This window comes from Chryseobacterium cucumeris (assembly GCF_001593385.1).
Classification (GTDB): Bacteria; Bacteroidota; Bacteroidia; order Flavobacteriales; family Weeksellaceae; genus Chryseobacterium; species Chryseobacterium cucumeris.
On the sequence record NZ_LUVZ01000034.1, the window covers coordinates 414,255 to 437,786 of the forward strand.

Here is a 23,532-nt window from a genome sequence, read left to right on the forward strand (position 1 = left end):
TCAAACTGTAAAGGTAGGTTTTATTCATCTTATTATTTAATGATCCGGATCATTAATAATGTTTAATTACGGTAAAACATACTGATTCATAAAACTGTTTTTATTGGTGAGACAGTATATTGATCAGCTTTTCAAATGGATCTCTGACAAAAAACCTGCGAACTCCCCAGTCCTCATTGGTAAGTTCGTAAGTGACTTCAAAACCGGCCTTTTTCATCTTTTCATACACTTCATCCACATTATCCACTTCGATGGAAAGATCAGGAACTTCCGTATCGTTTCCACCCTGTTCAGCAAAGCTGATCTGAACTTTGGCTTCTTCCTCATTACCCAATGTTTTAATCCAGCCATGATCCATCAAAACATCCAGTTCTAAAATATCCTGATAAAATTGATGGGCTCTGGAAAGATCATTGGTTTTAATATTGACTACGATTCTTTTTACCATGTTCAATTTTTTTGATTAAAAAAGCCTTGCAAAATCATATTCACAAGGCTTTTCTACAAAAATTATTTTATTATTTCAATGCTGCAAGAGCGGCATCGTAATTAGGTTCATTAGCAATTTCCGGAACCTGCTCAGTATATACTACTTTATTGTTTTCGTCAGTAACGATCACGGCACGGCTCAGTAATCCTTTCATAGGAGAATCTGCGATAGTCACTTCATAATCGTCCCCAAAGCTGCTTCTGAAGTCTGAAAGTGTTTCTACATTATTCAATCCTTCTGCCGCGCAGAATCTTCCTAATGCAAATGGAAGGTCTTTAGAAACATTGATGATCACCGTATTATCAAGTTTTGAAGCTTCCTCATTGAATTTTCTGGAAGAAGCGGCACAGGTAGGGGTATCAATGCTTGGGAAAATATTGAATACTTTTTTCTTTCCGTCAAAATTTTGAAGTGTTTTTACATTTAATCCTGAATCTACCAATGCAAAGTCTTTTACAGTGGTTCCTACTGATGGTAATGCTCCTATTGTGTGTACTTCGTTTCCTTTTAAAGTGATTGTCGTTGACATAATATTTATTTTTTTATTTTTTCAAATGTAATCAAAAAAGAAAGTTTTTCCGGTTTTATTATGGTTAAATTAATCTTAAAGTGAAAATAAAAAACATCTTATTGATAATCAGTTTTATCAGACATAATTACTATATAACTACAGCCTCAAAAAAGCCTGATTTTAAGGACAAAAAGTTCAGCCTCTGAACATTATAAAATTATTTCTAAAATAAATATAACCGGAAGGTGAACATAAATTAAGCAGATATCAATATAAAGAGTCAAAAGCCTCTTTTTTTTATGGAAATATCTTAAATAAAACAATGATATTTACTAAATTTGTGGGACTTAAAATTTCAAATAAAAAATAACAGTATAATGTCAGAAAAATCAAAAATCTATTACACACTTACTGATGAAGCTCCAATGCTGGCTACTCACTCGTTTTTACCTATCGTAAAAGCTTTTACAAAATCAGCAGATATCGAAATCGCAGTACCGGACATTTCTTTGGCAGGAAGAATTTTAGCCAACTTCCCTGAGTTTTTAAAAGACGACCAAAAGATCGGTGATGCTTTGGCAGAACTTGGAGAATTGGCAACAAAACCTGAAGCCAACATCATTAAGTTACCGAACATTTCTGCTTCTGTACCTCAATTGGATGCAGCGATTGCTGAATTACAAGGTAAAGGTTTCGCAGTTCCAAACTATCCTGCAGAGCCTAAAAATGACGAAGAAAAAGCAATCAAAGCTAAATATGCCAAAGTATTAGGAAGTGCTGTAAACCCAGTATTAAGAGAAGGAAACTCTGACAGACGTGCTCCAAAAGCTGTTAAAAACTATGCAAAAGCAAACCCTCACAGAATGGGTAACTGGGCATCTGACAGCAAAACTGACGTAGCTCACATGAACAATGGTGATTTCTACGGTACAGAAACTTCTACAACGTTAGAAAATGCTACCAAATACAGAATCGTATTCAAAGGAAACGACGGTTCTGAATCTGTATTGAAAGACTTCGCAGGTCTTCAGGCTGGTGAAGTAATTGACTCTTCTGTAATGAACCTTAATGCATTAAGAGCGTTCGTTCAGGAAGCTATCGAGGAAGCTAAGAAAAGAAATGTACTTCTTTCTGCTCACCTTAAAGCAACAATGATGAAAATCTCTGACCCAATCATTTTCGGGGCTATCGTTGAGACTTTCTTCAAAGAAGTATTTACAAAATATGCTGAGACTTTCAAGTCTTTAGACATCAATCCAAATAATGGTCTTGCGGATCTTTTTGAAAAAATCAAAGGAAATGCTCAGGAAGCTGACATTAAAGCTGATATTGAAAAAGCTCTTGCTGAAGGACCTAGAGTGGCAATGGTAAATTCTGACAAAGGAATTACCAACTTCCACGTACCTTCTGACATCATCGTCGATGCCTCTATGGCTGCCCTTGTAAGAGGAGGAGGTAAAATGTGGAACAAAGACGGAAATGAGGAAGATACCGTTTGTATCATTCCAGACCGTTCTTATGCTGGTTTCTATCAATCTGTGATTGATGATATGAAAGCGCACGGAAAATTAGACCCTACCACTATGGGATCTGTTCCAAACGTAGGTTTAATGGCTCAGAAAGCTGAAGAATATGGTTCTCACGATAAAACTTTCCAAGTAGCTGCTGACGGAACTGTAGAAGTTCAGGACGAAGCTGGAAACATTCTTCTTTCTCAGAAGGTAGAAAAAGATGATATCTTCAGAATGTGTCAGACTAAAGATGCTCCTATCCAGGACTGGGTAAAATTAGCTGTAAACAGATCAAGATTATCTGATACTCCTGCTATCTTCTGGTTAGACAAAGGAAGAGCTCACGACCGAGAAATCATCAAAAAAGTAGAGAAATATCTTGCTGATCATGATACAACAGGTCTTGACATCAGAATCCTTGATGTAAAAGATGCTATGACTGAAACGTTGAAAAGAGCAAGAGAAGGTAAAGATACAATCTCAGTTTCCGGAAACGTATTGAGAGATTATTTAACAGACCTTTTCCCAATCCTTGAGCTTGGTACTTCTGCAAAAATGCTTTCTATTGTACCATTGATGAACGGTGGTGGTTTATTTGAAACTGGTGCCGGAGGTTCTGCTCCAAAACACGTTGAGCAGTTCTTAGAAGAAGGATACTTAAGATGGGATTCTCTAGGTGAATTCTTAGCGCTTCAGGCTTCTTTAGAGCACCTGGCACAAACTCAGGGAAATACGAAATCTCAGGTTCTGGCTGATGCATTGGATGAAGCTAACGCTAAATTCTTAGCTACAGATAAATCTCCTGCAAGAAAAGTAGGTCAGATCGATAACAGAGGTTCTCACTTCTATTTAGCAATGTACTGGGCTGAAGCACTAGCTAACCAGACTGCAGATGCTGAACTGGCAGCTCAGTTTGCTCCGGTTGCTCAGGCAATGCAGGAAAACGAAGAAGTAATCAATGCTGAATTAATTGGTGCTCAGGGTAAACCTCAGAACATTGAAGGATACTACAAAACTGACACATATAAAACGTATGCAGCAATGAGACCTAGTACGGTTTTAAATGAAATCATTGACGGAATTTAATTGTTCGTTTTGATATAAATGAAAGCTCCTTTTTAAGGAGCTTTTTTTTGTAACCACTCCGGAATTTAAAAACTGAACTATTTAAAAACCACCCCGTCAAAAATTCTTTGAATTTTTGACACCCCTCCAGAGGAGGGGAATAGTGAGTACATATATACTCATCAAGATCAACGCATCCCTAATTCTAATTCCTGCAATCTAACATCTGCCACCTTACCTGTCTTCCACAATTACTCTCCTATGCTCCCTGCCCCAGTTGATCATTTCCTGAATAATATTTCCAAAGGTTCGGCAGTATTCTGTAGGTTCGTATTCTATTAAAACAGGAGTTTCCGGGTAAACGGTGCGTTTTAGCAGTTTATTCAGTTCCATATCTTTCAGTTCTTTGGAAAGCATTCTGGTAGTAATTCCGGGAATACTTCGTTCAATTTCCCTGAAACGTCTGTTTCCGTTACAAAGTGAATTGATAACAGGAATACGCCATTTTCCTCCGATAAAATAAAGGGTATCCTGCAAGGCTCTAAGTTCTTCTGTCTGATCTCTTTCCATAGCTGCAAAGTTAAGTGATATCAAGAATGATACTGGTATACTCTGTGATACTGGTTACAAAAGTATACCATTTTGAAATAACTTTGTCAAAAAATTTTACAATGAAAAAATTAACCCATAAACTGGCTATCGTAACAGGAGGAAACAGCGGAATAGGATTCGCTGCAGCCAAAGAACTTATCTCAGAAGGAGCAACCGTAATCATTACCGGAAGACGAAAAGAAGCTGTAGAAAAAGCAGCTCAGGAACTTGGAGCAATCCCGTTCATAGCAGACCAGTCTAATCTTGATGATATTGATCTGTTGAAGAATGAAGTAGAGAAAAAGTTCGGTAAAGCAGATATTCTGTTTATCAATGCAGGAATTACCGGAACTCTGACTCCTATTGAAAATATGGATGTTGAAAATTTCGATCAGGTGATGAATATTAATTTCAGAGGAGCTTATTTTACATTAAGCAAATTCATACCATTGTTAAATGATGGTGCTTCTGTCATCTTTTTATCTTCTATTGTTGCGTCCACCTATAAACCCAACAGTTCAGCTTATCAGGCAAGCAAAGCCGCGTTGAATTCTATTGCCAAAACGGCAGCAGCAGAATTGGCTCCAAGAAAAATCAGAGTGAATATGATAAGTCCGGGTCCGATAAAAACAGAAATCATGAGTAAAGCAGGCCTGGATGAAGAAACTTTGAAAAATATCCAAAACCATCTCATAGAACAGATTCCAATGAAGAAAATGGGAACCGCTGAAGAGATTGCCAAACTGGTTACCTATTTGTCAGATGATCAGATTTCAGGCTATGTCACCGGAACTGAAATTGTGATAGATGGTGGTATTACTTTATAAACAACAGATTTAATCAAATCCCGGTAATTGTGTTACCGGGATTTTTCTTGTAGATTTTCGGGGTTAAAAATTCCGGATTCGCCTTTTGATTTGTCCAGCTCGGACAGTTTTCCGTTTCACAGCATGTACTACCCGCCTACTTTTGATCCAGAAAAATAAAACAATACTCATTATGGATACCGTAAAGAAAAAAAGAAATCCCATTGCCATCGTATTTCTGGCTATTCTAGGAATTTTCGGAGGGTTGCAGTTATTCAGCACACCTTTGGAAGGAAAACCGGTTACAGGAAAAATTGAAGCGCCAAAGGAAGTGATCAGTATTCTTGAAAACTCATGTTTCAGCTGTCATTCCAACCAGCAGAATTTAAGCTGGTATGATAAACTTGCTCCTGTTTCCTGGGCTGTAAACAAAGATATCAAAAGAGCCAGAGAAGTCTTGAACTTCTCAGAATGGGAAAAGTTATCTCCTGCAGAACATCAGGGAAAAATGTACGCTATCCTCAATATGATGCAAAGTGGTAAAATGCCTCTCCATGAGTACACCCTTCTGCATCCTTCAGCCAAGATTACAGCAAAAGATATTGAAACGATCAAAAAATATACCCTTTCATTATCCTCAGTACAACCTTCTATACAAAATAAAACTGTGCCCAATTCACCTTCTGCAGCTAAAACTGACCTAGCTCCAGCTCAATTTCCGGTTTCTCCCAATGGAGTTCAATATACTCCTGATTTTAAAAATTGGAAAGTCATCAGCATGAGTACTCTTTTTGACAATTCCATCCGTGTAATCTATGGAAATGACATCGCTGTAAAAGCGGTAGAAACTGAAGATTTTCATCCTTGGCCGGACGGAAGTATTGTAGTAAAATCTGTGTGGAAGCAACAGGAACTTCCAAATGGGGAAATCAGACCCGGGAAATTTATCAATGCGCAGTTTATGGTCAAAGATTCCAAGCAATATCAAGATACTGAGGGTTGGGGATTTGCGAAATTCTCAGGAGATGATCTCCATCCAACAGGAAAAACGGCTTCCTTCGCCAAAGAATCCTGCATTGCCTGCCACAGACAACTCGCAGAAAAAACAGGATACCTGTTTGATGTTCCCATGAAAGTAAATACCCAAAGACTAATTCAAAATTTACAGAAGAAATGAAAAATATGATCTTTATCTTACTGGTAAGTCTTATTGCTCTTACCGCCTGCAGCAAAGAAAATAGTGATATGAATAATGGCCTTTCAAGGGTTGTCTTTGACCCGGGACCTCTCAAATTTATCTCTAATTCTTTAAATCCTAAAAAAGAAACTATGTCTGCCTTATATGGGAACGAAAAAGCACTGGAATCTTTAACAAAAGAAATCCAGACCCCTGAAGCAGGTGCTGTGATGAAACTGGTAACCTGGAAGTATCATGATAATCCTCAATATATCGGAGGAACCATCACCGGAGAATTGATAAGTATTGAAACTGTTCAGGCTGATCATCTTGGAAAGGTTTCCTATGATATAAAAAATAGTCTACCACAAAACAGCTCACCCAATAAAGAAGAAAGAATACAGTATTTTATGAGTTATCGCCCTGTAAACAGGCCTTAATAAAAAACTACAGTTTCACTATTTATCATAATATTTTAAATAAAAAAGGTTAATTTAACCTTTTCAAATCAGCAGATTTCATGCAACAGCAAAAAATAAAAATCTCACAAGCTATTATCTGGATAAGCTCCATTTTCCTGGGTATTTTATCATCCGTACCTCAGTTGGCATCCCATCAATTCGACTGGAAAGAAGCCGTGGTCAACTCAGCTATTACGGCAGCATTTTCGGTGATCATGTGGTACGTCAATATTTATATGCTGAACCGCACCACAAAACGCAGACAGCATATCTCGTATTCAAGATTGATGGTAGTACTCGCTTTTGGTATGGTAATTATGTTTGGCCTGGCCTGGATTCAGCAGCTGATTCTCTCCCATATTAATTTTGGTCCGGTGATGCTGATGATCGAGGTAAGAGGAATCCTGATCAATCTGGTGTGCTATATGTTCCTGAGCCTTCTTCAGAATAATTATACAGGACAACAGGTACAGCTTGAACTGGAAAAGGTAAAAAGTGACAATTTAGGAGCTCAATATGAATTGTTAAAACAGCAGATCAACCCTCATTTTCTTTTTAACAGTCTGAACACATTAAAACTGATGGCCGAAACCCGTGATGAAGAAACTGTTGATTTTATTGTAAAATTATCTGATTTTTACCGATTTACACTGGAAAGCAGAAAACTGGACCTCATCAGCGTTCAGGAAGAAATGAAAATAGTAGATTCTTATTTATTCCTTCAGAAAGCCCGTTTTGGAGAAGGAATTAAGTTCACCAACGAACTTGGAAAAGAAACCGTCCAAACCCTTATTCCTCCTTTTACGCTTCAGCTTTTGGTGGAGAACTGTATCAAACATAATATTGTTTCTCAAAGCAAACCTTTACATATTAAAATTTACACTGCTGATGATCATATTGTAATTGAAAATCCTATACAGCGAAAAGTGAATCCTGAAGATTCTTTGGGAGTTGGTCTTGACAATATTAAAATGCGTTACAAACATTTGCTGGAAAAGGATATTATGATTAACTCAGACGAAAAAAAGTTTCAGATAAAATTACCATTAATCCATGAATATAATCATTATTGAAGATGAATTCCGGGCTGCAAAATCCCTGCAGAATTTGATATCAGACTTAAAACCGGACTCAAAAATACTGGGTGTTTATGACAGTATTGAAACAAGTATTGAAGGCTTAAAGGACATTAAACCCGATCTTATTTTTATGGATATCCATCTTTCGGACGGACTTTCCTTTGAAATTTTCAAATCGGTGGAGATCACCTGTCCTGTGGTTTTTTGTACTGCTTTTGATCAATATATGCTAGATGCTTTTAAAAGTAAAGGCGTTGATTATGTTTTAAAACCATTTTCAAAAGAAGATATTGCCGAAGCTCTGAGAAAGGTTGACGAATTGAAAAAATTCTTCCAGAAGAATGATCTTCCGGATCTGGAATTTATCATACAGAAAATGAATCAGCCTGCGGGTAAAAGCAACTTCCTGGTCTTTAAAAATCAGAAATATACTACGATTCCTACTGAAGACATTGCGTATTTTTATATCCACAATGAGATCACCCATCTGGTTACGTTCACCAAAGAACAGTTTCCCCTTACGCAGCCTTTGGGACAAGTGGCAGAACAGGTGTCTGACAAGCAGTTTTTCAGAGTTAACAGACAATATCTTGTTAATTTTAAAGCCATTAAGGAGATGGAACATTATTTTCAGCGTAAAATACTGGTAAAACTCACTATTGAAACCCCTGAAAAACTTTTGATTAACAAAGAAAAGACCCATAGTTTTTTTACTTGGCTGGAGGATAGATAAAGCAGTAAGGAAGATGGAGGATGGATGCTGGAAGTACTTGAAGACAAAGTCTTATTTAAATAAATTATAGCCCTGATTGAGATGATCAGGGTTTTCTTTTGCTTTAATTTTTTTAAGATTCATTACTCGTATTTTTACTATCAAAAAATATAACCACCAATTCCTTTTTGCACTCCAAAAACTTCCTTCCTCTCTCTTCCAGCATACAGCCTTTAAATACTTCCCCCTACAATTTCCGGATTCACCTCCTAATTTGTCCGGTTTACCCTTTTTTGCATTCTTTTGCCTTTGAAGAGTATCTACTTTTGAATCAAATTAAAAGACATGATACTAAAAAACTTAATCACAGTAAGCGCTTTCACCGCATTACTATTTGCTACCTCAGCATTTATCCATCAAAATAAAGAACAAAAGACATCACAATCTCAAGCTTCTGGGAATAACGGATTTGCTGTTTTGGAACTTTTTACTTCAGAAGGCTGCTCAAGCTGTCCTCCTGCTGATGAGCTGATGGGAAAAATTGAAAAAGAATATAGGGGTGAACCTGTGTATCTAATCTCCTACCATGTTGATTACTGGAACCGCCTTGGGTGGAAAGACCGATTCAGTAGTGCTGAAAACTCTCAACGACAACAGCAGTATAGCCGTATATTGAATTCTCAGGTTTATACTCCGCAGCTGGTAGTCAATGGAAAAACAGAATTTGTAGGCTCTGATGAAAACAATATCAGAAATGCCATTCAGAAAGTCTTGTTTGCTTCTAAAAAAACAAATGTAGAATTATCTGCAACCGTTTCTCAGAATGCAGTTAATGTTCAGTATAAAGCCTCTTCCACCGATCCTCAGAATATACTTCTTATTAATTTGATTGAAAAACATTCTTCTACTCAGGTAGGAAAAGGTGAAAATGAGGGACGTCATCTTCATCATTGGCAAATTGTTCATAAGCAAAACCTCATCTCATTGAATAAAAAGCAGGAAGGAATCACAACATTTAAACTGCCGGAAGGCTTTTCTCCGGAAAACTGGGAAGTCATCGCTTTTATTCAGAATAGGAGAACGGGAGAAATCTCAGGATCAGCAAAAACAGCTTTTAAATAAAATACTGTACAATTTAATTATCACTAAAAATTACAACAATGAAAACAAAAACTACAAAAATTATCTATTGGTCAGGTGCTATTTTTATGTCATTATGGTTTGGGGCCAGCGGTTTCTTTGAACTGACAAAAAATTCGGTGGTGTGGGACATTACTCAACAGCTTGGCTATCCGCCTCATTTCATTTATATATTAGGTGTTTTTAAAATTGCTGGAGTTCTGGTTCTTCTGCTTCCCAATAGATTATTAAGATTGAAAGAATGGGTATTTGCAGGAATGTTCTTTGATATTCTTTTTGCTTTCTTTTCAAAAATTGCGGTCCTGGGTTTTCCGTCTACGGTAGATGCAATTGTTGCCTTTTCTGTGTTAACGGTAACTTACATCATGTTCAGAAAGCTTTATTCTCCTGAATTGGTATTTGGAGAGGCTTGATAGGCATACAATTCTAATTTTTTCTTATGTTTGAAACAGATCCTTCCGTTGCCTGGGAGGATCTGTTGTTTCAGTGAGGTGATGAATAAGTTTTGGCTGAAGGCGGATAGAGGAATACTGTTTTTGAAAGCGGACTAAAGTCCGCTGCTATTGATTGTATTGCATGTATGATGTATCATCCCGTTTTTGACCACCCCGTCAAAAATTCTTTGAATTTTTGCCACCCCTCCGGAGGAGAGGAATACTGAGCACATATGTATTAATCAATGTCGATATATCACTTATTCCTAATCCTCTTATCCTTTCACCTTCAGCCTATTACCTAATTCATAAAACTTTCCGGGAACCATTCAAATGCTGTTGCTTTTTTCTTTGTGTATCCCAAACCTGGCCATGGTAAATGATAAGCAAATGCTCTGATCCTAGTATCTGCCAATTGTTGAAGGAGTTTTTTTCTTGATGCCGTTGCAATATCCAGATCGGTGTCACCGAAATAGCCCCATTCAGGATGTGGAAAAAGAATGACATCAGAATGAATCAAATCTGCGATATAGATCAGCTTTTCATTTTCTGAAGAGATGGTTGTAACCGTTAAACCGGGAGTGTGACCAGGTGCCAGCTGAAAACTAAAACACTCATATAGTGGATGATTAAGGTCATAAAATTTCAGTTTAGGCTGAATCGTTTTCAAAATATTCTGAATGGCAGGAATAATCTGATTAAGAAATCCAGGTTGTGTTTTCAAAGCACTGTTACTGAAATCTTTGATGGAAGCTTTCATCCAGAAATCATGTTCTATCTTAGAAATAAAAATATCAGCATTGGGGAAAATAAACTGATTTTGTTTATCCACTACTCCACCAATGTGATCCGGATGGGCGTGAGAGATGAAGACATCAGTAACATCTTTCGCGGAAAATCCTGCTTTTTGGAGACTTTTTAATAGAAATCCGGTTCTTTCATCAGCAAAAATCCCCATTCCGGTATCGAATAAAATGAGTTTATTTTTTGTTTTAACTAATAGAATATTCATCGCCATATCGATATAATTTTCCGGTCTGAAATTGTTTTTAAGGATTGATTTCAATTCTGTAATATTTCCTCTGGGAGCGAATGAGTTAAGGTTTTCTTCATGAATATATCCGTCTGTTAGTACAAAAACTTCCAGTTCACCCAATTTTAATTTTTTAAAACCGGAAAGGTCATCTCCAGTTTTTTCAACAGTTGTTTTAGACTGTGCTATTAAACCGGAAAAAGGAATCATGCTTAATGTTCCTACCAATAATCCGTTCTTTAATAATTCCCTTCTGTTCATAGCTGAGTGTTTTTCATTTTAAAATTTAAAACAAAAAAAACTGAGCTCCTTCATTACCAGGAACTCAGTTTTTATCTAACATAGTCTTTAATTGTTCACCAGTTTCATTGAACCTTCATTGTATCTTTCTCCCACATTAGGGTATTTTTTCAGGATCGCATCAATGGTATCCAGATCTGATTGAGAAAGCTCAATATTAACAGCGGCAATGTTTTCTTCAAGATATTTGATTCGTTTTGTACCAGGAATCGGGATAATATCATCTCCCTGATTCAACACCCATGCTAAGGCAAGCTGGGTTCCTTTTACTCCTTTGGAAGCTGCCAACTCATTGATTTCGTTAGCCAGTTTGGTATTATTTTCAAGATACTCCTGCTGATAACGCGGTAATGATTTTCTAAAATCGTCATCGCCAAGATTCTGCGCTTCATAAATATTGGTAAAAAGTCCTCTTGCCAATGGGGAATAAGGGACTAAAGAAATCCCAAGCTCTCTGATGGTTGGTAAAATCTCTTTTTCAACATCTTTGGTAAGGATGGAATATTCTGACTGTAAGGCGGCAATAGGGTGAATTTTGTTCGCTTTTCTGATAGATTCTGCAGAAGCTTCAGATAATCCAAGATATTTAACTTTTCCTGCCTTTACCAATTCTGCCATTGCTCCTACCGTTTCTTCTACAGGAACATTAGGATCTATTCTGTGGGCATAATACAGGTCAATGGTATCAATCTTTAATCTTTGAAGACTTAAATCTACTGCCTGTCTGATCCATTCCGGAGAGCCGTCGAAGTATGTTCCGGGAGCTCCACTGTGACTTGCTTTACCATCTTTAAACCTGAATCCGAATTTGGTTGCAATAAAAATCTTATCTCTGTTTGGCACTAAAACCTTGGAGATCAGTTTTTCATTTTCTCCATTAGCATACATATCTGCTGTATCCCAAAAGTTGACGCCTAAATCCAGCGCTCTGTGCAGGGTATTGATACTTTCCTGCTCGTCTGTAGGACCATAAGCAAAGCTCATTCCCATACATCCTAAACCGATTGCTGATAACTGTTCTTCTGTGTTTCCTAATTTTTTAAATTTCATGATAGGTATGATTTAATTTTATATGACAAAATTAGAACATCCGGAAACCAACCACGATATAGAATTCAAACTAAGAATTATAAAATTCAAACAACATCCATTCTTAAGGCATTGGGAGTAATTCCGGTTTGTTTTTTAAAATAATTGGTGAAATAAGCAGGTTCTTCAAAGCCTAATCCGTAGGCAATCTCAGAAATATTCCAATCCGTATGTTTCAGCAAGGCATTGGCTTCCTGAATAATCCTTGCGGTGATCTGCTGGCTGGTTGTTTTTCCTGTAATCTCTTTTACCGAACGGTTCAAAGAATTCACATGAATGGAAAGACTTTGAGCATAATCATTCGGGGTTTTTAATTTCAAAAAGGCCTCAGGGCTGTCGATAGGAAACTGTCTTTCCAATAGTTCCATAAACAAGGACGCCACTCTTTGGGAAGCATTCTGATAAGGTTCAAAGCTTTCTGCCGGCTGCATTCTCATTGTTTCATGTATCATCAGATGAAGATATGCTCTCAACATATCATACTTGTGGATATAATCTGACTGAATCTCCATCATCATTTTGATATACATCTCAGAAAGTATCTTCTGCTGCTCTTCATCGACAAAGAAAACAGGTGTTCCTCCAATCTTGAACAGCGGAGAATCCTGAAGGTTTCCCATACGGCTTCCATTGTGGAGAAACTGATCGGTAAAAAGGCAGAACCAGCCTTTCTGATCCTCATCATCAGCTTCCCAGGAATAAGGAATAATGGGATTGGAAAACAATAAGGCGGGGCGATCTACTTTGATCCATTTATCAGCATAGTGAAGTTTTCCTTTTCCAATGATGAGTGAAATCTTATAATAATCTCTCCTGCTGTAAGGAGTATGCGGAGAGCAATACTCCCGTGAAAAGACATTGAAGTGCCCCATTTTATTCACCCCAACACATTGAGATGCCAGATTAGGAGCATTCCTTTCATAAAAACCATTCAGTGATTCGTGTGATTCCATAAATCAAAGTTATAAAAATCAAACAAATTAAATCATAAAAATTATAGGATTAAAAAATTAAATGGCTGACAATGCTGCCAGCCATTTAAAAGTGAATATTGAGTTGATAATAATCTAATCCCAATCATCATGTCCGTGACCATGATGGTTATTTTGTTTTTTGTAATATTTTTCCTGATTTTTATAATACTTCTCCTGTTGTTTACGGTATTTTTTATAATCGTTTTTGTTTCTTCCGTAAACAATTACAGGATTCTGTCCTCTGTAGTACTTCTTTTTAAAGATGATATACTTTTCTCTACCCAGAATTCTTTCCAGCTCTGAATAACGGTCGTTTCTCCATCTTCCCGGTTCCACCACATACACTCTATTCCAGGTATCATAATCATGATATCTGTCATTTAACACATAAATCTGATTAGCCTGTGTTGTTGAAAGCACAAGATCAGTAATTACTCTTTGCCAGTTGATATCAGAGATACTCCTTCTGTAATCATTATAATAATCTGACTGGGCATAACTTAAGCTGAATGTCCCAACCAATAATGCTGTTAATATTAACTTTTTCATTTCATTCCACTTTAAAAATAATTACCAAGTGATAGTCAATTAAAGTGCCAATTATTAATTACAAATACTAATATTTGTTAAAAAAAACCACAAACAACTGATTATCTTTGAATTATTTTCTGTATTTTTTATTAAATTCTTAAACATTAATTATTTTAAGGTTATGATTATATCCTAAGAATTATTAAGTAACAACCCTATTACATATTAATAATCAACACATTGCAGATTTATAAAAACACATATTTAAGTTTCGTCTAAAAGCCGTAGAGAATTATATATCGTCTGGCGGGCTAAGCCCATTTCTATTGATCCTGGCATACAGATATTTAATGGTAATATCTTTTATTTTTTATTTTTTATCTTTTATCTTTTATCCACTTATGTTATAAAATTCGTTAAGATTCCCATAAATTATTATTTCATATAGTTTAATTTCGTAATTTTAATGAAGAGAATGTTTTTAAAGAAATTTTCTCAAATTATTTTTGATCAACCAAATCTTACATTGTTATGGAAAATATAAAGTTTCAGGTATCTCAATATCAGGATGAATTGCAGCTACTTATCGATGAAAAAAAGGCAGGTTATATGTCTATAGAGGTTGACGGAAGACTGCTTATTGTATATTATACGAAACTTGACGAAGAGCGTGAGGGAAAAGGATACGCTAAACTATTGCTGGATGAACTTGTACGCTACGCAGAAGAAAAAGATTTGCTTGTAGACCCGGAATGTGATTTTGTAAGACAACAGTTTGAAAATCATCCCGCAAGATATAAAGAAATCTGGCATGCCTGATCAGCTTTCCCACCAGGCTGTAAACTTTTGTTCTGACTGATTCAGATCTACCACCTCTCCGATCATCGGAGTGAGGATGTTCAGTTTTTTTTCTCTTCCAAGAGCCGTTATCTTTTGTAAAGGTTCATTCCACGGATGAAGTGCCAATGCAAATTTGGCAGCATGAACCGGGATAATTCGTTCTGCTTTAAGATCAATAGCAGCCTGAATAACATCTTCCGGCAATGTATGGATATACCTCCATGCCTCTCCATATTGTCCATTCTCAAGAACAGCATAATCGAAAGGGCCATATTGTTCGCCTATTGTTTTAAAATGAGAATCATAGCCACTATCTCCGCCTAAGAAAATTCTTTTTGTAGGTGTTATCAGAACATAGGAACTCCATAGCGTATCATTCTGCCTTACCCTTCTGCCGGAAAAATGTCTGGCAGGAGTAAAGACAATTTTTATATTATTTTCCAGGGCAACTTCTGTTCCCCATTCTTCTTCAATAAGTTTGCTCTCAGGATAGCCCCATCTTTCCAGATGTGCCCCTACTCCTAAAGGAATAATGGCCATTCCTGTTCTTTCTCCGATAGATTTTACAGTTGGGTAATCCAGGTGGTCAAAATGATCATGCGTTATCACAAGATAGTCAATATTCGGAATATCTTCAGGTTTAAAAATATCTGATCCTTTGAAAGCCTTATTAAAGTATTTAAAAGGTGATCCATAAAGACTTAGCACAGGATCTATTAAAAAGGAAACTCCATCTGTCTGCAGATAATAAGATGAATGTCCCAGCCAGATCAATACATCCTCGTTTTTATCAATATTTTTCAGATTGGTATGAAGAGATGGAATGGCTGTTAAAGGTTTCAACAACGGATCTTTTTTTCCTAAAAAGAAATCGTAGGTTACTTTCCACATCTTGTAGCCTTCAGTAATGGAAGGAGTATGACTGATATTCCTGAACTGTTTCTTTTTATAAAGTTTTGACTGTCTGATACGCTTCAGCCTCTTCCCTTTTGGCACTCCACCAAATGCCTTCATATTGATCACTATAAAAAAAGTTACCGTCAAAACAGCTATACACGTAATAATCCAGTAAATCATCTGTACGAAATAAATATCAAATGTATTGACTTTTGCTTTTAAATGAAAGTTTATTCCATTTTACTCCATTTTTTAACTAAATTTATCATGTATTTTTAAAAATTTATTACTCGTTTAGCTCGGGATTAATTTTAAACTTTCTATTTTAGCACCCTAAAAAACTCAGATACATTGAAAAATTATTCGGTAATATTTCTCCTCGTTATTTTTTCGTCTTGTGCCTCTATAAAAAAACACAACGAACAACGGGCCTCATGTATTCCACCGGAGCAACTTAAAGAAGATGTGGACTTTGCGTATTCAAAACTACAGCAAATGCACCCTCAATTATACTGGTATATTCCCAGGAAGGAACTGGAACGTAAATTTGACAGTCTTAAACAGACCCTCACCGAGCCTCTTACTCCTCTTCAGTTTTATTTCAAACTTCAACCTGTCATTGCAGGAATTCGGGAAGGACATCTCTCATTGAGAATTCCCAGAAAAAAATTTACCAAAAGTGAAATAAAAAGGCTGGAACATCAGAAAGGGATGTTCAGCCGTTTTGAATATTATATTTCAGGAGATCAGATGTATATTATTCAAAACAAAGATTCTATTGAACATATAAAACCGGGAACTGAAATTTTATCCATCAATAATATTCCTGTATCCGATTATATCAAGAAGTACAGAAGTCTGATCAGCAGTGATGGTGATAATACCACTTTCCACCCGTATTTTTTAAAAGATCTGTTCTTTAATTTTTATACTGCCGAAAATGGATTTGACAGCAAAGCTACTCTTGAAACCCTATACCAGGGAGAAAAAAAGACGTATACCTTAACCAGAGAAACAAAATCTGACGCTGATCTTGAAAAGGATAAGGAAATGCAGAAAAAGACCCCGGAAAAGAAACTGAACGACTATGTAGCTTCCAGTAATTCTTATAACAGAAGTTTTAAGTTTCTGGACAAAGACAGTACTATTGCTTATATTAAGGTGAAAAGCTTTTCAAGGGATTATTCGGATGAGTTTTATAAAAAGACTTTTGCCAAGATCAACCTTGCAAAATCTCCTTACCTCATCATAGATGTCCGAAATAATTATGGCGGCTCCTTGTATGAAATCAATAACCTGTATTCGTATTTAGCTGATGAGCCGTTTACGCTGATCAAGCCTTCTCAGTTAACTTCAAGAAATGCCCCTCTGCGTACCAATTATTTCAGAAAAAGTACTCCTTTAGAGTATGCTCTTAAAAGTATCGCTTATCCGAGTTTTTTTCTTGCGCAGACTTTCAGTACCTATAAAAAGGATGGAAAAGTATTCTACAAGATGAAAGCTGACAAACCTACAAAACCCAAAAAGGATGCCTTCCATGGAAAAATTTTTGTACTGATTAACGGAGGAAGTTTCTCGGCATCGTCTATTATTACCGCCAAACTTAAAAATGATAAAAGAGCAACGCTTGTGGGAGAAGAAACAGGTGGTGCCAATGACGGAACTGTGGCCGGTTTTTATTCCTACCAAAAGCTTCCCAATTCTGAAATCAGATTTCCCATAGGATTACTTTTGGTACAACCTAATATCAGTTTTTCAGATTCACGGAAAGGCGTTGTTCCTGATGTGACTGTTACTGAAAACATGCAGGATATTATTGATAAAAAAGACCCACAGCTGGATTGGATAAAAAACGAAATTGCCAAAGAAAAAGAACATAAAGGACAGTAATGAATATAGATTCGGCGGGCTTTCAGCCCGCCGAACTCTTTTTATCTTTTTAATTCTTCCAAAAGACCTTCAATATATTGGATGTATCTTCCATAGTAGCGCTGATACCAGAACCTTCCAACAATATAAAGCAAAAATAATCCTACGGTTACTGTACTAATTAAGACCACTGCAATCTTCAATTCGCTCAAAGGTTGTGGCCACGGGATAAACTCCAGGACAATAAGGATTTCACACACCAGAAATGGGGCAAAACTGATATAGTATGAGAGGTAATACTGTTTGTTAAGATTGAGCTGCATCACGAGATCTTTCAAAGAATCATAAGTTTTAGGTACAGGATTACTGATTTCATTATACAGTTTAAAAAACTTACTGAAAAAGAAAACAGTAACAATAAGCATGGAGGCAATCAATACGGTTATGTACAACTGAAGTTTAAATGGTCTGCACACAGAGCACACCAGAAAAGCAAAGACAAAGATTCCTATCATCCACCAGAATTCAACACGCATATTTTTACGTATTTTTTCAAGGGGAAGATTCAGTTTATTTCTCTGTTCTATGGTTATTTCAGGAGTTTCCTCCACAATATCTTCGTTCCAGGTATTTTTCAATTCATCGATATTCATTGGATTACTGATTTTAATGTTGGTTGGTTTTTATTTGGCTTAAGATATCTTTAAGTTTATTTTTGGCCCGGTTCATTTTCACTCTTGCATTGCCCTCTGAAATCCCCATTTGTTCGGCAATCTGCTTTCCTGAAAAATCTTCCAGATAATAGAATATAAAAGCCTTATCAATAGAATTAAGCTGATGGATAGCTTTGTACATTTCAGTCAGGCGCTCTTCTTTACGATCATCATAATCTTCCTGGATAATGAGTTGGTTAGAAAAATCTTCATGAGAAATAAAGCTTCTTCTCTTTTCTTTTTTAAGGAAAATAATAGCGGTATTCAAAGCGATTCTGTACAGCCATGTAGAAAATTCACTTTCACCTCTGAAACCGGGAAATGCTTTCCAGAGCTGATAGGTAATCTCCTGAAAAAGATCATCACGATCGTCCTTATCAGTCATATACATCTTAGCAATCTTAAACAGGATTCCTTTATGCTGTCCAATTTTACTGATAAACTCTTGTTCTAATGAGGTCATAGCTTGTTACTCTATAGAGTTAGTTTTCGTTTAAAAAAATTGTTACAGATTTTTACAAAAGAAATAAAAAAACCTGACAGAAAATACTGCCAGGCCTCATTGTGTGTTTTTTAAGTTTTTTTTACTATTTCCTTAGAATAGTATGAGTCGAAATAATTTTTTCTGACCTGGTCAGTTAGTAGAAAAAAAGTAAAAATGTTACATAAAAAAAACAATAAGCTGATATTTTTGATATCAGCTTATTGTTTTTAAGTATTTAATTCTTTTATTATTTAAAATCTAAGAAATCATCTTTTTCAAGATAATGGTTCAGAGCTGTGATAAGCTGAGAAGAGCTAATATCAGCACGCTGTCTTAAAGCAAGATCCACCACATCCTGAATATTTTCATCAGAACACATATAATGAAGTTTGTTATGAAAAACAAAATCAGGTAAGATTTCATTATCATGCTCACCAATATCCAAAGGATCTCCGATAAAAACTTTCATTTCGGGTTTAAACTCATCTGTTGAAGAATAGACTGCATAATTATATTCCGGGTCAAAGGATGCTTGCCTATCCTGTTTGCTCTTTACCAGTTCCAGAAATTCTTCTATAGAATACACCTGATTTTTAAAATCATCCATGTGACATTTTTTTACAACTCAATTTTCTAAAGATAGAAATTTTACAGAATACAGCGTAATTTCTAATTCAGTTTATTTAAAGCCCTCTGCAATGATCCGATATCCAGAAAATGAAGTTTTGCTCCTACTATGATAATGATCAAAAGAACAATTGTCAGAAATAAAATAATAAAAAAATACATGGATACAAACCATATGACAGTATTCAGGATGTTTCCTTTAATTCCCATTTTATTCATGAAAAATTTCTGTGAACGTTCAAACCATGTTTTTTTCTTTTCACGTTTTGGTCTTACTTCAATTCCATTCAGTTCATCTACCCAACGCACTACATCATCAATGTATCTTCCGTACATATAATAGATCCAGTATCTGATAATAAAAGCAATCAACAAAAGGGTAATCAGAAGACTGATCCCGAAAATAGCCAGGTTATATTCCCTGTCAAAATGAAAATTGATCTGGATCAGAGACAAAAGAAATCCAAGCGGGATATAAGAAATATAATATGAGATATAAATTTCTTTCGAGATGAGAAGCTGCGTTTTGAGCGTAAACAGATCATAATTTGTATTGGTACTGTTTTTTCTAAGCAGCTTATACAATTTCAGGAAGCGGGAATAAAAATAAACAATAATAGCAACGGTCAGGATCGTGACAAATACTGAAATCGTTTTAATATTAGAATCCTTAGAGGCGAAAGGAAAACCTGTTAACAGCAAAGGCAGTGTTACAATCATCAGCCAGAATTCAGTTTCCATATTCACTTTCAGCATCTGCAGCGGAGAATGTATTTCCTTCTGTTTTTCCAGAGAAATTTCAGGGGATTCCTGTCCTGTATCTTTATTCCAAAGTTCTTTAAAATTTTCTAAATCCATAGTGTTATTTTTAATAGGAATCTGTTCCCTGTCTTGTAATGATCTCTTTCAGCTTTTCTTTTGCTCTCTTCAGCTTTACCCGTGTATTCACTTCAGTAATTCCCAGCTGTACAGCAATCTCTTTTCCGGAAAAACCCTCTAAAAAAAAGAATATAAGGGCTTTATCAATGGGGCTTAGCTGATGGATAGCTTCATACATCCGCTTCATATTCATATCATCCGTATCATTATAAGGTTCCTGCCGGGCATTCAGCCCATCGACATTCTGATTCTGTATAAAACTACGTTTTTTTTCACTTCGCAGAAAAACAATTGCTGTGTTGAGCGCAGTTCTGTACAGCCATGTGGAGAAATCACTCCTCTTTTGAAAATCACCATATGATTTCCAGGCCTGGTAAATGATCTCCTGATAGAGGTCATTCTGGTCGTCCTTATTATCCATATACATTTTAGAGATCTTGAAAACAACACCTTTGTGCTTTTCAATTTTCTCTAAAAATTCTTTTTCGGGTGAAGACATGATTTACACACTGATCCTTAGATGATATTTCTAAAAAACACCATCTTATTATAACACAAAACTCTAATTTCCGGCATTAAGTTAAAAAAATCCTCAACAAACCAAGATGTTTATTGAGGATTTTTATTTTATGTTAAATACAGTTTCAGTCAGAATCAGAAAATATAATCTGTACTTAAAAAGTTAGAATCATGTTCTCTGACAATAGTATTCAGCAGCTCTTTGTTGGAATCTGTCAGTTTTGCCGCCACCAGAGACCGGATGGAGAATGAACGGAGTGCATCAAAAACAGAAAGTGTTCCTTCTGCACTGTCTTTTCTTCCTGTAAATGGAAAAACATCGGGGCCTCTTTGTGCCTGACAGTTGATATTGACACGGCTTACAAGATTTACAAAAGGATCAATCAGTCTTGCTACTTCATGAGGATCTTCACTGAAAATACTTACCTGCATTCCGTGGGAAGCATTCACCTGATATTCTATAGGCTCTTCTATATCTTCGAAGGGAACAACAGGAATCACAGGACCAAACTGTTCTTCATGATAAAGTTTCATCTCACTGTTTACAGGATATACAACTGCCGGGAAAACAAAAGATTCATCTGTATAGCCTCCATCTTTATTCAGTACTGCAGCTCCTTTCTGTAAAGCATCATCAATACATTCTTTCAGATAAGCCGGTTTATTGACCTCCGGAAGTGGAGTTACTTTCACCTCTTTTTCCCATGGCAGCCCGGCCTTCAAAGCAGAGACAGCAGCACTTAATTTTTCTGTAAACTCCAATGCCACTTCTTTCTGAACAAATATCAGTTTCAATGCTGTACAACGCTGCCCGTTGAAAGAAAGTGCTCCTAAAATACACTCACTTACTGCTACATCAAGATTTGCATTTTTAGTAACGATGGCTGCATTTTTAGCATCCAGACTCAGGATGGCTCTTAAACGGTTTACTTTCGGGTGTAATTTTTTTAATCCGTTCGCCACTTTACTGGAACCGATAAAAGCCAGAACGTTCACTTTTCCGCTTTCCATAATCGGAGTGATGATTTCTGAACCTTTTCCATATAATGTATTCACCGTTCCTTTCGGGAAGGCTTCTTTGAAAGCGTTCAATAAAGGATAATGAGCAAGGACGCCATGTTTTGGAAGTTTAAACAGGATGGTATTTCCCATGATCAAAGCCGGAATCAATGTGGTAAAAATTTCATTGAGAGGATAATTGAAAGGTCCCATACTTAACACCACGCCAAGCGGAGCCCTTCTGATCTGTGCAATAGTTCCTTCTGCCTGTTGAAAGCGGGAAGATTCCCTGTCAAGATCTTTTAATGCATCAATGGTTTGGTTGATATAATCTACCGTACGGTCAAACTCTTTGGTAGAATCGGCCAGTGTCTTTCCGATTTCCCACATCAGTAGTCTGATAACCAGATCTCTCTGCTGGATCATCAGATATACGAATTTCTGCATGCATTTGATACGTCCTTCCACAGACATTGTCGGCCACTCGCCAAGTCCGTTATCATAGGCTTTTACACAAGCTTCGAGAACTTCCATCGCCTCGTTCGGACCAATATTCGGAATACTTCCCAGAAGTTTTCTTTCCAATCCGTTTTCTGTGGGGATGCATACCGGGGAATAAATTTCCGTTACATCTCCTTTCCACTCTACCAGTTCTCCATTTAAAAGATACGTTCTCTGATGGATGACCGGAACTTTATATTCTTTCGGAATTTCGTTTTCTCCTTTAAAAATGCTGTGATGAAATGATGCTGTATTTTCTGAACTCATAAATCTTTCTATTTTTTTATGTGATAAGATTGAGATTGTCTCAAAATTTAAATTATTTGACTTTCGTCATTCTGACGAATGAAGAATCTTTATTGATTTTTATATGAGATTCTTCATTACATTTTATTTCATTCAGAATGACACCTTTGAAACAACCCTGTTTAATAATATAAAGGTAAAAGTAAATTGTGTTGAAAAAAATAATCTGACAATAGATTCGATCTATTTGAATTAAAATTAATCTTAGCTCCTGAAAAAAGAATAATTTAGCTTAAAAATAAATTTCATGTTTTCAAAATTAGTTTGCGGCACACTGCTATTCTTCTCTGCGGTGGGCTTTGCTCAAAAATCTAAAGCGATCAATACAGTTTTAATGGGCGGGAAAGAAGTTCATACTTATGCCAAATTGCCGGCACTGAATAAACCGGCTCCTAAATTTACCCTTACCGATGTGAATATGAATGACCAGACCCTGGACTCCTTCAAAGGAAGATACGTTATTCTGAATATCTTTCCGAGTGTAGACACTGGTGTTTGTTCTGCTTCTGTACATCATTTCAATGAAGAGGCAGGAAACCTTCCCAATACCGTAGTCCTTTGTATTTCCAAAGATCTGCCGTTTGCCCAGAAAAGATTCTGTGGCGCGGAAGGCATCAAAAACGTAATCATGCTTTCCGATTTCCGTTCAGACTTTGGCTGGAACTATGGGGTGGAACTGGTAGATTCTCCAATGAAAGGGCTTCTGAGCAGAGCGGTTGTGGTAATAGATCCTTCAGGTAATATTATCTATGAAGAACAAGTGCCGGATATTTCTCAGGAACCGAACTATGAAGCGGCTATTGCAGCTGTGAAATAATAAATGGCTTTAAAAAAAACTCAGCGAATTGCTGAGTTTTTTTTTGTTATTGTCTCGTCCTGAAAAAGGTTGACTAAAAAACCATAAAATTAGTCACCCTTATGAATCTAAAAAAAACATCGTCCCCTGTCCAAGAATACAGTGAGGCATTCAAACGACAAGTTGTCTCTGAATATG

25 protein-coding genes are annotated in these 23,532 nt (G+C 36.4%); 11 read left to right on the forward strand and 14 right to left on the reverse strand.

Annotation, left to right across the window (positions count from 1 at the left end):
- Positions 1-100: 100 nt before the first annotated feature.
- Entirely contained in the window at positions 101-448 is a 348-nt protein-coding gene (locus A1704_RS17075; RefSeq protein ID WP_062675274.1) for a VOC family protein, read from the reverse strand.
- Between the two features lie 70 nt (positions 449-518).
- Positions 519-1,019, reverse strand: a complete 501-nt coding sequence (gene tpx, locus A1704_RS17080) for a thiol peroxidase (protein ID WP_062675275.1) — start codon at positions 1,017-1,019, stop codon at positions 519-521.
- 359 nt (positions 1,020-1,378) lie between these two features.
- Between tpx (A1704_RS17080) and A1704_RS17085 the strand changes: the two genes are divergently transcribed.
- The gene (locus A1704_RS17085; RefSeq protein WP_062675276.1) at positions 1,379-3,598 is read left to right on the forward strand and encodes an NADP-dependent isocitrate dehydrogenase; all 2,220 of its coding nucleotides are present in this window, start codon (positions 1,379-1,381) and stop codon (positions 3,596-3,598) included.
- A gap of 213 nt (positions 3,599-3,811) precedes the next feature.
- On the opposite strand, the gene A1704_RS17090 is transcribed toward A1704_RS17085, so the two are convergent.
- Entirely contained in the window at positions 3,812-4,147 is a 336-nt protein-coding gene (locus tag A1704_RS17090) for a winged helix-turn-helix transcriptional regulator (RefSeq protein ID WP_047377604.1), read from the reverse strand.
- Between the two features lie 101 nt (positions 4,148-4,248).
- Here A1704_RS17090 and A1704_RS17095 point away from each other — a divergent pair, with 101 nt between their 5' ends.
- The 7 genes from A1704_RS17095 (at position 4,249) to A1704_RS17125 (ending at position 9,956) form a co-directional block, all read left to right on the forward strand.
- Positions 4,249-4,995, forward strand: coding sequence for an SDR family oxidoreductase (locus A1704_RS17095; protein ID WP_062675277.1), 747 nt, complete (start codon positions 4,249-4,251; stop codon positions 4,993-4,995).
- 172 nt (positions 4,996-5,167) lie between these two features.
- On the forward strand, positions 5,168-6,151 hold the full coding sequence (locus tag A1704_RS17100) for a heme-binding domain-containing protein (RefSeq protein ID WP_062675278.1): 984 nt from the start codon (positions 5,168-5,170) through the stop codon (positions 6,149-6,151).
- A complete protein-coding gene (locus tag A1704_RS17105; protein ID WP_062675279.1) occupies positions 6,148-6,591 on the forward strand; it encodes a hypothetical protein in 444 nt (147 codons plus the stop codon). The genes A1704_RS17100 and A1704_RS17105 overlap by 4 nt, the downstream gene beginning before the upstream one ends.
- Positions 6,592-6,671: 80 nt before the next feature.
- The gene (locus tag A1704_RS17110) at positions 6,672-7,685 is read left to right on the forward strand and encodes a sensor histidine kinase (RefSeq protein ID WP_062675280.1); all 1,014 of its coding nucleotides are present in this window, start codon (positions 6,672-6,674) and stop codon (positions 7,683-7,685) included.
- Positions 7,666-8,424 (forward strand): LytR/AlgR family response regulator transcription factor, encoded by a 759-nt coding sequence (locus tag A1704_RS17115; protein WP_062675281.1) that lies wholly within the window; start codon positions 7,666-7,668, stop codon positions 8,422-8,424. The genes A1704_RS17110 and A1704_RS17115 overlap by 20 nt, the downstream gene beginning before the upstream one ends.
- Before the next feature lie 324 nt (positions 8,425-8,748).
- Positions 8,749-9,525 (forward strand): DUF1223 domain-containing protein, encoded by a 777-nt coding sequence (locus A1704_RS17120; RefSeq protein ID WP_062675282.1) that lies wholly within the window; start codon positions 8,749-8,751, stop codon positions 9,523-9,525.
- 38 nt (positions 9,526-9,563) lie between these two features.
- Positions 9,564-9,956 (forward strand): DoxX family protein, encoded by a 393-nt coding sequence (locus tag A1704_RS17125; protein ID WP_062675283.1) that lies wholly within the window; start codon positions 9,564-9,566, stop codon positions 9,954-9,956.
- A gap of 322 nt (positions 9,957-10,278) precedes the next feature.
- On the opposite strand, the gene A1704_RS17130 is transcribed toward A1704_RS17125, so the two are convergent.
- The 4 genes from A1704_RS17130 to A1704_RS17145 all read right to left on the reverse strand — a co-directional run bounded on the left by A1704_RS17130 (position 10,279) and on the right by A1704_RS17145 (position 13,922).
- On the reverse strand, positions 10,279-11,271 hold the full coding sequence (locus A1704_RS17130; protein ID WP_062675284.1) for an MBL fold metallo-hydrolase: 993 nt from the start codon (positions 11,269-11,271) through the stop codon (positions 10,279-10,281).
- 87 nt (positions 11,272-11,358) lie between these two features.
- Complete coding sequence (locus A1704_RS17135) at positions 11,359-12,360, reverse strand: aldo/keto reductase (protein WP_062675285.1); 1,002 nt, start codon at positions 12,358-12,360, stop codon at positions 11,359-11,361.
- Between the two features lie 86 nt (positions 12,361-12,446).
- Complete coding sequence (locus tag A1704_RS17140; protein ID WP_062675286.1) at positions 12,447-13,352, reverse strand: helix-turn-helix domain-containing protein; 906 nt, start codon at positions 13,350-13,352, stop codon at positions 12,447-12,449.
- Positions 13,353-13,466: 114 nt separating this feature from the next.
- Positions 13,467-13,922, reverse strand: a complete 456-nt coding sequence (locus A1704_RS17145; RefSeq protein ID WP_062675287.1) for a hypothetical protein — start codon at positions 13,920-13,922, stop codon at positions 13,467-13,469.
- 513 nt (positions 13,923-14,435) lie between these two features.
- Between A1704_RS17145 and A1704_RS17150 the strand changes: the two genes are divergently transcribed.
- Positions 14,436-14,723: a GNAT family N-acetyltransferase gene (locus tag A1704_RS17150; protein ID WP_062675288.1), complete on the forward strand. Its 288-nt coding sequence runs from the start codon at positions 14,436-14,438 to the stop codon at positions 14,721-14,723.
- Here A1704_RS17150 and A1704_RS17155 read toward each other — a convergent pair whose 3' ends face one another.
- Entirely contained in the window at positions 14,724-15,758 is a 1,035-nt protein-coding gene (locus A1704_RS17155) for an MBL fold metallo-hydrolase (RefSeq protein ID WP_238590652.1), read from the reverse strand. It abuts the gene before it with no gap.
- A gap of 378 nt (positions 15,759-16,136) precedes the next feature.
- Here A1704_RS17155 and A1704_RS17160 point away from each other — a divergent pair, with 378 nt between their 5' ends.
- The gene (locus tag A1704_RS17160; RefSeq protein WP_228436707.1) at positions 16,137-17,531 is read left to right on the forward strand and encodes a S41 family peptidase; all 1,395 of its coding nucleotides are present in this window, start codon (positions 16,137-16,139) and stop codon (positions 17,529-17,531) included.
- Between the two features lie 41 nt (positions 17,532-17,572).
- Here the strand turns inward: A1704_RS17160 and A1704_RS17165 are convergent, their stop codons facing one another.
- The 6 genes from A1704_RS17165 to A1704_RS17190 all read right to left on the reverse strand — a co-directional run bounded on the left by A1704_RS17165 (position 17,573) and on the right by A1704_RS17190 (position 22,499).
- On the reverse strand, positions 17,573-18,163 hold the full coding sequence (locus A1704_RS17165; RefSeq protein ID WP_062675291.1) for a hypothetical protein: 591 nt from the start codon (positions 18,161-18,163) through the stop codon (positions 17,573-17,575).
- A gap of 13 nt (positions 18,164-18,176) precedes the next feature.
- Positions 18,177-18,686 (reverse strand): RNA polymerase sigma factor, encoded by a 510-nt coding sequence (locus A1704_RS17170; RefSeq protein WP_062675292.1) that lies wholly within the window; start codon positions 18,684-18,686, stop codon positions 18,177-18,179.
- A 268-nt stretch (positions 18,687-18,954) separates the two neighbouring features.
- Entirely contained in the window at positions 18,955-19,314 is a 360-nt protein-coding gene (locus A1704_RS17175; RefSeq protein ID WP_062675293.1) for a DUF7716 domain-containing protein, read from the reverse strand.
- A gap of 62 nt (positions 19,315-19,376) precedes the next feature.
- Positions 19,377-20,192 (reverse strand): hypothetical protein, encoded by an 816-nt coding sequence (locus A1704_RS17180; protein ID WP_062675294.1) that lies wholly within the window; start codon positions 20,190-20,192, stop codon positions 19,377-19,379.
- A gap of 10 nt (positions 20,193-20,202) precedes the next feature.
- Positions 20,203-20,712, reverse strand: a complete 510-nt coding sequence (locus tag A1704_RS17185) for an RNA polymerase sigma factor (RefSeq protein WP_062675295.1) — start codon at positions 20,710-20,712, stop codon at positions 20,203-20,205.
- A 155-nt stretch (positions 20,713-20,867) separates the two neighbouring features.
- Positions 20,868-22,499 carry an NADP-dependent glyceraldehyde-3-phosphate dehydrogenase gene (locus tag A1704_RS17190; RefSeq protein WP_062675296.1) on the reverse strand — a complete coding sequence of 544 codons (1,632 nt, stop codon included), beginning with the start codon at positions 22,497-22,499 and terminating at the stop codon, positions 20,868-20,870.
- A 286-nt stretch (positions 22,500-22,785) separates the two neighbouring features.
- On the opposite strand from A1704_RS17190, the gene tpx (A1704_RS17195) reads away from it, so the two are divergent.
- Complete coding sequence (gene tpx, locus A1704_RS17195) at positions 22,786-23,355, forward strand: thiol peroxidase (protein WP_171006332.1); 570 nt, start codon at positions 22,786-22,788, stop codon at positions 23,353-23,355.
- Positions 23,356-23,532: the final 177 nt, after the last annotated feature.

Excerpts from the sequence above, each read along its gene's own strand:
- A1704_RS17075 (WP_062675274.1), bottom strand. The coding sequence starts at position 448 with ATGGTAAAAAGAATCGTAGTCAATATTAAAACCAATGATCTTTCCAGA.
- tpx (WP_062675275.1), bottom strand. The coding sequence starts at position 1,019 with ATGTCAACGACAATCACTTTAAAAGGAAACGAAGTACACACAATAGGA.
- A1704_RS17085 (WP_062675276.1), top strand. The coding sequence starts at position 1,379 with ATGTCAGAAAAATCAAAAATCTATTACACACTTACTGATGAAGCTCCA.
- A1704_RS17090 (WP_047377604.1), bottom strand. The coding sequence starts at position 4,147 with ATGGAAAGAGATCAGACAGAAGAACTTAGAGCCTTGCAGGATACCCTT.
- A1704_RS17095 (WP_062675277.1), top strand. The coding sequence starts at position 4,249 with ATGAAAAAATTAACCCATAAACTGGCTATCGTAACAGGAGGAAACAGC.
- A1704_RS17100 (WP_062675278.1), top strand. The coding sequence starts at position 5,168 with ATGGATACCGTAAAGAAAAAAAGAAATCCCATTGCCATCGTATTTCTG.
- A1704_RS17105 (WP_062675279.1), top strand. The coding sequence starts at position 6,148 with ATGAAAAATATGATCTTTATCTTACTGGTAAGTCTTATTGCTCTTACC.
- A1704_RS17110 (WP_062675280.1), top strand. The coding sequence starts at position 6,672 with ATGCAACAGCAAAAAATAAAAATCTCACAAGCTATTATCTGGATAAGC.
- A1704_RS17115 (WP_062675281.1), top strand. The coding sequence starts at position 7,666 with ATGAATATAATCATTATTGAAGATGAATTCCGGGCTGCAAAATCCCTG.
- A1704_RS17120 (WP_062675282.1), top strand. The coding sequence starts at position 8,749 with ATGATACTAAAAAACTTAATCACAGTAAGCGCTTTCACCGCATTACTA.
- A1704_RS17125 (WP_062675283.1), top strand. The coding sequence starts at position 9,564 with ATGAAAACAAAAACTACAAAAATTATCTATTGGTCAGGTGCTATTTTT.
- A1704_RS17130 (WP_062675284.1), bottom strand. The coding sequence starts at position 11,271 with ATGAACAGAAGGGAATTATTAAAGAACGGATTATTGGTAGGAACATTA.
- A1704_RS17135 (WP_062675285.1), bottom strand. The coding sequence starts at position 12,360 with ATGAAATTTAAAAAATTAGGAAACACAGAAGAACAGTTATCAGCAATC.
- A1704_RS17140 (WP_062675286.1), bottom strand. The coding sequence starts at position 13,352 with ATGGAATCACACGAATCACTGAATGGTTTTTATGAAAGGAATGCTCCT.
- A1704_RS17145 (WP_062675287.1), bottom strand. The coding sequence starts at position 13,922 with ATGAAAAAGTTAATATTAACAGCATTATTGGTTGGGACATTCAGCTTA.
- A1704_RS17150 (WP_062675288.1), top strand. The coding sequence starts at position 14,436 with ATGGAAAATATAAAGTTTCAGGTATCTCAATATCAGGATGAATTGCAG.
- A1704_RS17155 (WP_238590652.1), bottom strand. The coding sequence starts at position 15,758 with ATGAAGGCATTTGGTGGAGTGCCAAAAGGGAAGAGGCTGAAGCGTATC.
- A1704_RS17160 (WP_228436707.1), top strand. The coding sequence starts at position 16,137 with ATGCACCCTCAATTATACTGGTATATTCCCAGGAAGGAACTGGAACGT.
- A1704_RS17165 (WP_062675291.1), bottom strand. The coding sequence starts at position 18,163 with ATGAATATCGATGAATTGAAAAATACCTGGAACGAAGATATTGTGGAG.
- A1704_RS17170 (WP_062675292.1), bottom strand. The coding sequence starts at position 18,686 with ATGACCTCATTAGAACAAGAGTTTATCAGTAAAATTGGACAGCATAAA.
- A1704_RS17175 (WP_062675293.1), bottom strand. The coding sequence starts at position 19,314 with ATGGATGATTTTAAAAATCAGGTGTATTCTATAGAAGAATTTCTGGAA.
- A1704_RS17180 (WP_062675294.1), bottom strand. The coding sequence starts at position 20,192 with ATGGATTTAGAAAATTTTAAAGAACTTTGGAATAAAGATACAGGACAG.
- A1704_RS17185 (WP_062675295.1), bottom strand. The coding sequence starts at position 20,712 with ATGTCTTCACCCGAAAAAGAATTTTTAGAGAAAATTGAAAAGCACAAA.
- A1704_RS17190 (WP_062675296.1), bottom strand. The coding sequence starts at position 22,499 with ATGAGTTCAGAAAATACAGCATCATTTCATCACAGCATTTTTAAAGGA.
- tpx (WP_171006332.1), top strand. The coding sequence starts at position 22,786 with ATGTTTTCAAAATTAGTTTGCGGCACACTGCTATTCTTCTCTGCGGTG.